At 66.5% G+C, this 8,887-nt stretch carries 9 protein-coding genes; 5 read left to right on the forward strand and 4 right to left on the reverse strand.

Annotated features, from left to right (window positions below; all coding sequences use genetic code 11):
• Positions 1–25: 25 nt before the first annotated feature.
• The 3 genes from N5J73_RS17890 to rpsU form a co-directional block, all read right to left on the reverse strand.
• Positions 26–946 carry a YihY/virulence factor BrkB family protein gene (locus N5J73_RS17890; protein WP_012478940.1) on the reverse strand — a complete coding sequence of 307 codons (921 nt, stop codon included), beginning with the start codon at positions 944–946 and terminating at the stop codon, positions 26–28.
• Between the two features lie 105 nt (positions 947–1,051).
• A complete protein-coding gene (locus N5J73_RS17895) occupies positions 1,052–1,495 on the reverse strand; it encodes a GatB/YqeY domain-containing protein (RefSeq protein WP_005412032.1) in 444 nt (147 codons plus the stop codon).
• Between the two features lie 133 nt (positions 1,496–1,628).
• A complete protein-coding gene (gene rpsU, locus N5J73_RS17900) occupies positions 1,629–1,844 on the reverse strand; it encodes a 30S ribosomal protein S21 (RefSeq protein ID WP_002808376.1) in 216 nt (71 codons plus the stop codon).
• A gap of 165 nt (positions 1,845–2,009) precedes the next feature.
• Between rpsU and tsaD the strand changes: the two genes are divergently transcribed.
• Positions 2,010–3,035, forward strand: a complete 1,026-nt coding sequence (gene tsaD, locus N5J73_RS17905; RefSeq protein ID WP_049449411.1) for a tRNA (adenosine(37)-N6)-threonylcarbamoyltransferase complex transferase subunit TsaD — start codon at positions 2,010–2,012, stop codon at positions 3,033–3,035.
• Between the two features lie 142 nt (positions 3,036–3,177).
• Here the strand turns inward: tsaD and N5J73_RS17910 are convergent, their stop codons facing one another.
• Positions 3,178–3,843 (reverse strand): hypothetical protein, encoded by a 666-nt coding sequence (locus tag N5J73_RS17910; RefSeq protein ID WP_049449409.1) that lies wholly within the window; start codon positions 3,841–3,843, stop codon positions 3,178–3,180.
• Between the two features lie 359 nt (positions 3,844–4,202).
• On the opposite strand from N5J73_RS17910, the gene folB reads away from it, so the two are divergent.
• The 4 genes from folB to N5J73_RS17930 form a co-directional block, all read left to right on the forward strand.
• Positions 4,203–4,556 (forward strand): dihydroneopterin aldolase, encoded by a 354-nt coding sequence (gene folB / locus N5J73_RS17915; protein WP_005415016.1) that lies wholly within the window; start codon positions 4,203–4,205, stop codon positions 4,554–4,556.
• Positions 4,557–4,644: 88 nt separating this feature from the next.
• Positions 4,645–5,916: a mechanosensitive ion channel domain-containing protein gene (locus tag N5J73_RS17920; protein WP_049449407.1), complete on the forward strand. Its 1,272-nt coding sequence runs from the start codon at positions 4,645–4,647 to the stop codon at positions 5,914–5,916.
• A gap of 128 nt (positions 5,917–6,044) precedes the next feature.
• Positions 6,045–8,219 (forward strand): glycoside hydrolase family 3 N-terminal domain-containing protein, encoded by a 2,175-nt coding sequence (locus tag N5J73_RS17925; RefSeq protein WP_049449405.1) that lies wholly within the window; start codon positions 6,045–6,047, stop codon positions 8,217–8,219.
• Positions 8,220–8,349: 130 nt separating this feature from the next.
• Positions 8,350–8,887 (forward strand): hypothetical protein (locus N5J73_RS17930; RefSeq protein ID WP_279941252.1); only part of this gene is annotated, 538 nt, incomplete at its 3' end.

Consider the following 8,887-nt stretch of genomic DNA (forward strand, 5'->3'; position numbering starts at 1 on the left):
CGGAACCGGGGGCGGTCGGCCTAGTTTACCCCCTGTCGGGCACCTGGCTGGCGGTTGCCGGATCAATGCCGGCTGCGGCCAGGTGATGACGCGCGCGCAGGCGCTCATCGATCACCGCCGTCATCAGGGCGCCAACGAAGAACACGACGGTGGCGTAGTAGATCCAGACCAGCGAGATCACCAGCGCACCCATCGAGCCGTAGGCACTGCCGGGGGCCACGGTGGCGATGTAGACGCCGATGCCATAGCGGCCCAGCGCGAACAGTGCCGAGGTGATGACGCCGCCGATGAAGGCCTGGCGCCACGCCACGCGACGGTCGGGCAGGTAGTGGTACATGAAGGCGAACCCCACCGCGTACAGCAGCAGGCTCGTGACGTACCCCAGCGCGGGCAGAATCGAGGGCAGTTGCGCGAAGGCCACCTGCAGCACCGTGGTGGCGGTCATCGACAGGATCAGCAGGAAGCCCAGCGCCAGCACCACGCCGAACGAGAACACGCGCTTGCGCAGCCAGGCCTTGAGGCCTTCCAGGCGCTCGCCGCTGGTGCGGAAGATCAGGTTCAGTGCGTTCTGCAGCTGGGCGAACACGGCGGTGGCGCCGACGAACAACAACAGCGTGCTCCACACGCCCGCCAGCGAGCCGACATCCGGCTGGTTGTCAGCGTTCTTCAGAACGGTTTCGGCCACGGTAGCCGCGCTGCTGCCGGCCACCGAGCTGATCTGGTCGATCAGTGCCTGCTGGGCCGGTGGGTACAGCGAGGCGGTCAGCCACAGCAGCAGCACCAGCAACGGTGCCATCGACAGCAGGGCGTAGAAGGAGACGGAAGCTGCCTGGGTCAGCACGTCGACGTCGACGAAGCGCTTGGCCACCGCCATCGGGAAGCTGTCCTGCAGGCGCTTGATGTACTTGCGCAGTGACACGGGAACGTTGGGCTCGGGTTCAACCATGTGTGCGGTTGTAGCAGGCGACCGACGAAGGTGCGGTGAAGCGGGTGCATCAATGGGGTCAGAGCCCTTCCGTGTCGCGGAAGGGATCCGACCGCAAGTGCTGGATTACGCCAGCAGCTGCTTGACCAGCTTGGAGACCAGGCCCATGTCGGCCTGGCCGGCGAGCTTGGGCTTCAGTGCGCCCATCAGCTTGCCCATGTCGGCCGGGCCGGAGGCGCCGGTTTCGGCGATGGCGGCCTGGATGGCGGCCACGATCTCGGCTTCGCCCATCTTGGCCGGCAGGTAGGCTTCGATGACCACGATCTCGGCGCGCTCGATCTCGGCCAGGTCTTCGCGGTTGGCGGCTTCGTACTGGCTGACCGAGTCCTTGCGCTGCTTGACCATCTTGTCGAGCACGGCGATCACGGCGGTGTCGTCCAGTTCGATGCGCTCGTCCACTTCGCGCTGCTTGATGGCGGCGTTGATCAGGCGGATCACGCCCAGCTTGTGCTTCTCGCCCGCCTTCATGGCGGCCTTCATGTCTTCGGTGAGCTGCTGCTTCATGCTCATGAGGAACCTCGTGGTGGTAGGTGGGGCGGGGCGGATGCCCGAACCCGGAAACGCAAAAAGCCGGCGACGCTCGCGCGTGCCGGCTTCGGCTCCATCGCGACAGGCAGGCCTGCCGCAATGAAGATGCGTCCGATCAGTACAGGCGCTGACGCTTGGTGACGTCGCGCGACGAGCGGCGCAGCTGACGCTTCACAGCAGCGGCGGCCTTGCGCTTGCGCTCCTGGGTCGGCTTTTCGTAGAACTCGCGCTTGCGGGTTTCGGCCAGCACACCGGCCTTTTCGCAAGTGCGCTTGAAGCGGCGAAGAGCAAACTCGAAGGGCTCGTTCTCGCGGACTTTGACGCTGGGCATGGAATCTCCGGGACACAGTAGAACCGGGTCACGCCCGGCGAGCCGCACATTATAGCGGCGAATCAACAAACTGCAAGCGGCCAACCCTGAATACGGGCCGGGGGTTCGAAAGCAGTGAGATCTGCACGCTCCCCGAGGGGCGGCAGGGGCGTCATAATAGCAGGCATGCGAGTCCTTGGCATCGAATCTTCCTGTGATGAGACCGGCGTGGCGGTGTATGACACCGACCTTGCCGGCAGCGCGGCCCTGCGCGCCCATGCGGTCTACAGCCAGATCGCCCTGCACGCCGAGTACGGTGGTGTGGTGCCCGAGCTGGCCAGCCGTGACCACGTCCGCAAGCTGCTGCCCCTGGTGCGCCAGACCCTGGCAGAAGCTGGCCTTGGCGTAGACGACATCGACGGCGTGGCCTACACGGCCGGCCCCGGCCTGGTTGGTGCGCTGCTGGTGGGCGCGGGCGTGGCCCGCTCGCTGGCCTGGGCGCTGGAGGTACCGGCGGTGGGCGTACACCATATGGAAGGCCACCTGCTGGCCCCGCTGATGGAAGACGACCCGCCGGAAGCGCCGTTCGTGGCGCTGCTGGTGTCCGGTGGCCATACCCAGCTGGTGGCAGTGGACGCCATCGGCCAGTACCGGCTGCTGGGCGAGACCCTGGATGACGCGGCCGGCGAGGCCTTCGACAAGACCGCCAAGATGATGGGCCTGCCCTATCCGGGCGGGCCGCAGCTGGCCAGGCTGGCCGAGCAGGGCACGCCGGGTGTCTACCGCTTCGCGCGGCCGATGACCGACCGCCCGGGGCTGGATTTCAGCTTCTCCGGCCTGAAGACCCAGGTCCTGATGGCCTGGCGCGACAGCGACCAGAGCGAGCAGACCCGTGCCGATATCGCCCGTGGCTTTGAAGATGCGGTGGTCGAGACCCTGTCGATCAAGTGCGAGCGCGCGCTGGAAGCGGCCGGCACCAACGTGATCGTGGTGGCCGGCGGTGTCGGCGCCAACAAGCGCCTGCGCGCCCGCCTGCAGCAGATGGCCGAGCGCCTCGGCGGCCGTGCCTGCTTCCCGCGGCCGGCACTGTGCACCGACAACGGCGCGATGATCGCCTTCGCCGGCGCGCTGCGCCTGCAGGCCGGCCAGCACAGCCCGCCGAAGGTGGATGTGACCCCGCGCTGGGACATGGCGACCCTGCCGGCGGTCTGAGCCCCCCGGCCGCGCGAACCGCTCGATCGGCGTTTGTAGAGTCGAGCTTGCTCGACTGGGCGCAATGACGGACACAGAGCAGTCGAGCAAGCTCGACTCTACAGGCAGGCCTCCGTAGCGCCGGGCCACGCCCGGCTACACATTACGGACGCCCTGCCAACGGCGACGCGGCCAACACCGTCGTCGCCCGCTCATGGCGTTGCAGCCAGCCCAGCGTGTGCGGGCAGCGGGCGTGGATCAGCCGCCCGATCGCGGCCAGGTCGGCGCCGATGTCGCGTTCCAGGATGGGCTCGTGGTGCGCGATGCGATTGTGTAGGTGGCGGATGCGCCCGATATCCGCATGGATGGCTTTCCTGACGGCACTGGGATGAGCAGAGGGAGCATGCTGCAGAACCCTGCTGAGTGCGGGTATCCAAAGCGTGGAGTCGAAGCGACAGGTGAAGAGCTGCTGCCAGAACACCATTGGCAGGTTGGCGACGATCCCAGGTGTATCGGTTACGCGGCTGGCAAGGTGTTCCAGTGCCGTGCGCGGAGAAGTACTGGATGAGGTTGGCAGCCTGCGTCGGAAGGCATCATTCCAGGGCCAACGCGGGCCATGCTGCCGGGCGAGCACAGCTGCAGCGGCGTTGCGGGTGACCACTTCGCACAGATGGACCGGCATCATCAGTGCACTGCACATCCGCATGTTCCACAGGTACAGGGATTCGGCCGTGACGTCGGGGCTGCAGGTCGATGCGATTCTCTCGTAAGTAGACAGGCGCTCCGCTGACAACGCGCGCCGCAGTACATCGTAGGGAGCCATCGTCATGTGCGGTGGTGAAGGAGGGATCGATGTTCGCGAGAGTGGGCGGCGGCGACCATCAGGGAACGTCGTTGTCCGCGCGGCTGATTTTCTGCGTTTTGCCTCGGACGAATACCTGACCTGCCCTGTCGGAATTGGCCTTGACCGGCGATCTGGTCCTTGCCTAATCTGCGTGCCTGCGCCACCGGGACTCGCGGCTGGATTCCAGCTCCCCCCGGGGACAAACGGTAGTACCAAAGGGCCCTGCTAGTGGGGCCCTTTGTCTTTTCCGGCGCCGTCTCCCTGCCGACCGCTCACCGCCCGTTCCGGGCAGGCTCACCGCCGTGCCGTTACCATGGCCGCCTGTATTCGTGCCGGTAAGCGCAATGGACAAGGTTTTCATCGAAGGGCTGACGATCGACGCCCTGATCGGGATCTACGATTGGGAACGACGGATCCGCCAGGACCTGGTGTTCGACCTGGAAATGGGTTTCGACAACCGTCGCCCCGCTGCCACCGATGACATCGCCCATACCTTGAACTACAAGGCGGTGAGCAAGCGCCTGGAGCAGTTCGTGCGCGAATCGGAATTCGGCCTGGTCGAGACCCTGGCCGAGCGCTGCGCGCAGATTGTGCTGGACGAATTCGACGTGAAGTGGCTGCGCCTGAAGCTGAGCAAGCCGGGCGCGGTGCGCGGCGCGCGCGCGGTGGGCGTGATCATCGAACGTTCGCGGGACTGACCCGGTTGCGCCGGCCATTGGCCAGCAGACCCGGTAGCGCCGGTCGTTGGCAGGCAACCTCAACAGCAATGAAGAAAGGAGACAACTGATGGTGGACGCGGTGGTGGCGGTACAGTGGCTGGAAAAGCTGCAGAACACACTGGAACCCTATCCCGGCGCCTACCTGGCGTTGATGATCTCGGCGCTGCTGATCGCAGCCGGCCTGGCCAACTGGGTGACCAAGCGCATCCTGGTGCGTGGCCTGCGGCGCCTGCTGCAGCGCCTGCCGGGTGCCGAGTCCGGGCGTGGCAGCCACCTGATGCGGGTCATTTCGCGCCTGTCCAACGTGGTGCCCAGCCAGGTGATCGCCTCGGGCATCACCCTCATCCCCGATCTGCCGCCCGGCCTGGTCAACGTCATCATCAAGCTGTGCATCGTGTGGGCCGTACTGACGGTGTCGATGGCGTTTTCGCATGCGCTGGACGCGGCCAACAGCCTGTACGAGCGCAAGCCCGATGCGCGCAACAAGCCGATCAAGGGCTACCTGCAGGTGGTCAAGATCGTGGTGTTCGTGGCCGCCGGCCTGTCGATCATCGCCACCCTGCTGGGGGTGAAGCTGGGCCCGCTGGTGACCGGCCTGGGCGCAGCCACTGCGGTGCTGATGCTGATCTTCCAGGACACCATCCTGTCACTGGTGGCCAGTGTGCAGATCAGCGGCGATGGTCGTGTGCGCATCGGCGACTGGATCGAGATGCCCAGCCAGAACGCCGACGGTGATGTGATCGACATCGCCCTGCACACCATCACCGTGCAGAACTTCGACAAGACCATCACCACCATCCCGACCAAGAAGCTGGTGACCGAGTCGTTCAAGAACTGGCGCGGCATGCAGGAGGCCGGTGGCCGCCGGATCAAGCGCGCGCTGTACCTGGACCAGCACAGCGTCGGCTTCCTGGATGAGGGTGATCTGGCCTTCCTTGGCGAATTCGCGCTGTTGCGCGACTACCTGCAGGCCAAGGAGCAGGAGCTGGGCCAGTGGAACGGGCGCCTGCGCGAGCAGGGCGTGGCCGAGGTCAACAGCCGCCGCGTGACCAACCTGGGTACCTTCCGGGCCTATGTGGAGCGCTACCTGCGCAGCCACCCGGGCATCCATACCGATATGACCCTGCTGGTACGTCAGCTGCAGCCGACCACCGAAGGCCTGCCGCTGGAGCTGTACTGCTTCACCCGCAGCACTGCCTGGGGCGAGTACGAGGCGGTGCAGTCGGACATCTTCGACCACTTGTTGGCGATCCTGCCGGCGTTTGGCCTGCGGGTGTTCCAGGCCTCCAGCGACGCCATGTTGATGGCCGGGCAGCGCCAGTTGGCCGGCTCGGAGTAAGCTGCGGTGCCCCCGGCGGGGCCATACGGTCCCCGCTGGTGGCTGAAACTGAATGAAGAAACCTCTCGCCAAACGGCTCGGGATCGCTAGAATGCCGGGCTTGTAAACGTTTTCATCAAGGACTGCCGGTGGCCTCCGATCGCATCGAATCCCTCATTGCCCAGATGACCGTCGAGGAAAAGGTCGGCCAGCTGGGTGTCTTCGCGGACATGGTCCGCCCGTTCGCCCCGGACGTGAACCCGGAAGCCAACGTGCGCAATGCCGACCAGGTGCTGCAGCAGGTGCGCGAGGGCAAGGTCGGCTCGCTGTTCAATGGTGTGGGCGCCGAACTGGGCCGCCGCATCCAGCAGGTCGCCACCGAGGAAAGCCGCCTGGGCATCCCGGTGATCCTGGCTGCCGACGTCATCCACGGCATGCGTACCGTGTTCCCGATCCCGCTGGGCGAGGCCGCCAGCTTCGAGCCGGACCTGGCCGAGCGCACCGCGCGCGCCACTGCCATCGAGGCCACCGCTGCCGGCCTGCACTGGACCTATGCCCCGGCCGTGGACATCGCCCGCGACCAGCGCTGGGGCCGTGGCGCCGAAGGTGCCGGTGAGGACGTGGTACTGGGTTGTGCGTTCGCCGCCGCCCGCGTGCGTGGCTTCCAGGGCAGCGACCTGCGCGCCGCCGATTCGCTGCTGGCCACGCCGAAGCACTTCGCCGCCTACGGCGCGGTGATGGCCGGCATGGAATACAACATGGTGGATATTTCGCCGCAGACCCTGCGCGACGTGCACCTGCCGCCGTTCAAGGCCGCTTTCGATGCCGGCGCGATCACCGTGATGTCCTCGTTCAACGACATCAACGGCGTGCCGGCCAGTGCCAACGCCGAACTGCTGACCGACATCCTGCGCGGCGAATGGAAGTTCCCGGGCGTGGTGATTTCCGACTACACCGCCGACATGGAACTGGTCGCGCACGGCTATGCCGCCGACGACCGCGATGCCACCGCCAAGGCGTTCACCGCCGGCCTGGACCTGAGCATGCAGAGTGGCTTCTATGCCGAGCACCTGCCGGGCCTGGTCGAGAGCGGCGACGTGCCGATGAGCGTGCTGGATGAGGGCGTGCGCCGCATCCTGTGGCTGAAGGAAACCATCGGCCTGTTCGACGACCCGTACCGTTCGCTGGACCCGGCGCGCGAAGCCGACACCTCGCACATTGCTGCGCATGACGCACTGTCGCGCGATGCCGCACGCCGTTCGATCGTGCTGCTGAACAACCGCGACAACGTGCTGCCGCTGCAGAAGACCGGTCAGAAGATCGCGCTGATCGGCCCGTTCGTGCAGGACCGCGAGAACATCGAAGGCTGCTGGACCCTGTTCGGTGACAAGCAGCGCTACGTGGACCTGGAAACCGGCGTGCGCGCCGCCATCGGCGATGAAGCATTGCTGGAGATCGTGCCGGGCTGCGAGCTGGAAACCGCGATTCCGGGCGGCACCGAAGCCGCGGTGGCGGCCGCGCTGCGCGCCGACGTGGTGGTGTTGGCGCTGGGCGAACCGCAGCGTTACAGCGGTGAAGCGCAGTCGCGCGTGGAGATCACCCTGCCGCCGGCACAGCAGGCGCTGGCCGAGGCGGTGGCGATGACCGGCAAGCCGCTGGTGGTACTGCTGCGCAACGGTCGCGCGTTGGCGCTGCAGGGCGCGGTGCGCAATGCACAGGCGGTGGCGGTGACCTGGTACCTGGGCACGCAGACCGGCCATGCCGTGGCTGATGTGCTGTTCGGCGACTACAGCCCGTCCGGCCGCCTGCCGGTCAGCTTCCCGCAGGTGTCCGGCCAGCAGCCGTACTTCTACAACCACCCGCGCACCGGCCGCCCGGAACTGCCGACGATGTCGGAGTTCAAGGCCCGTTGGCGCGAGATCCCGAACGAACCGCTGTACCCGTTCGGCCACGGCATCGGCTACACCACCTTCGCCTACGGCGTGCCGCAGCTGAGTGCAGCGCAGCTCGGCTGGGAGGACACCCTGACCGTCACCACCACGCTGACCAACAGCGGCGACGTGGCCGGCGAGGAAGTGGTGCAGCTGTACATTCACGACCGCGTGGCCAGTCGCGTGCGTCCGGTGCGCGAACTGAAGGACTTCCGCAAGGTGGCACTGGAGCCGGGCGAGTCGACCGACGTGGTATTCACCCTCACCCGCGAGCAGTTGGCGTTCACCGGCCGCGACGGCGTGCTGCGTGCCGAGCCGGGCCACTTCGACCTGTGGGTCTGCGCCTCGTCGGCGGCAGGCGAAGCCGTGCAGTTCGAGCTGCTGAAGGCCTGATCGAAGAAAAGGGGACGGAGGGGATTAAGTCGTTTGTGGCACTAACGACTTAATCCCCTCCGTCCCCTTTTTGTTGTCCTCACTGCGGCGGCGCTACCATCGGTGTTCTTGAACCGATGGATGCCCGCGCATGCGTACGATCGCTGTGTTGATTCCCGCCCTGCTGCTGGCGGCCTGTTCGCAGCCGGCGCCGCCGGCCGAGCCCGCGGCCGATGCGCCGCCGCCGATGGAGGCCAGTGCTGCAGCGACGCCTGCGGCTGAACCGGCGACGCCGACAGCCGAACCTGCCGCAGCCGCACCGTCGGATGCGCCCGCGGAAGACGCGCGTGCGCGCATCGAGAGCGGGCTCGGTGATGCTGCGCAGTACGAAAAGGTCTTCAACGCGTTCAAGACCGCCGTGGTCGGTGGTGATCGTGCTGCCGTGGTCGAGGAAGTGCGCTTTCCGTTGAACATCAGCGGCGGAAAGAAGATCACCGGCCCCGGTGAGTTCCAGCGCAACTACGAGAAGATCATCACCCCGGCGGTGGTCAAGGCGGTGTCCGAACAGGACTTCGGCAAGGTCTTCGTCAACCAGCAGGGCGTGATGATCGGCGATGGACAGGTGTGGTTGAACGGGCAGTGCCTGGACCAGGCCTGCACGAAGACCGAGGTGAAGGTCATCACCATCC

The organism is Stenotrophomonas sp. GD03654, assembly GCF_029845105.1.
Taxonomy (GTDB): domain Bacteria; phylum Pseudomonadota; class Gammaproteobacteria; order Xanthomonadales; family Xanthomonadaceae; genus Stenotrophomonas; species Stenotrophomonas africana.

What these genes read in the sequence shown, in the direction of transcription:
- N5J73_RS17890 (WP_012478940.1), bottom strand. Translation starts at nt 946, where the DNA reads ATGGTTGAACCCGAGCCCAACGTTCCCGTGTCACTGCGCAAGTACATC.
- N5J73_RS17895 (WP_005412032.1), bottom strand. Translation starts at nt 1,495, where the DNA reads ATGAGCATGAAGCAGCAGCTCACCGAAGACATGAAGGCCGCCATGAAG.
- rpsU (WP_002808376.1), bottom strand. Translation starts at nt 1,844, where the DNA reads ATGCCCAGCGTCAAAGTCCGCGAGAACGAGCCCTTCGAGTTTGCTCTT.
- tsaD (WP_049449411.1), top strand. Translation starts at nt 2,010, where the DNA reads ATGCGAGTCCTTGGCATCGAATCTTCCTGTGATGAGACCGGCGTGGCG.
- N5J73_RS17910 (WP_049449409.1), bottom strand. Translation starts at nt 3,843, where the DNA reads ATGACGATGGCTCCCTACGATGTACTGCGGCGCGCGTTGTCAGCGGAG.
- folB (WP_005415016.1), top strand. Translation starts at nt 4,203, where the DNA reads ATGGACAAGGTTTTCATCGAAGGGCTGACGATCGACGCCCTGATCGGG.
- N5J73_RS17920 (WP_049449407.1), top strand. Translation starts at nt 4,645, where the DNA reads ATGGTGGACGCGGTGGTGGCGGTACAGTGGCTGGAAAAGCTGCAGAAC.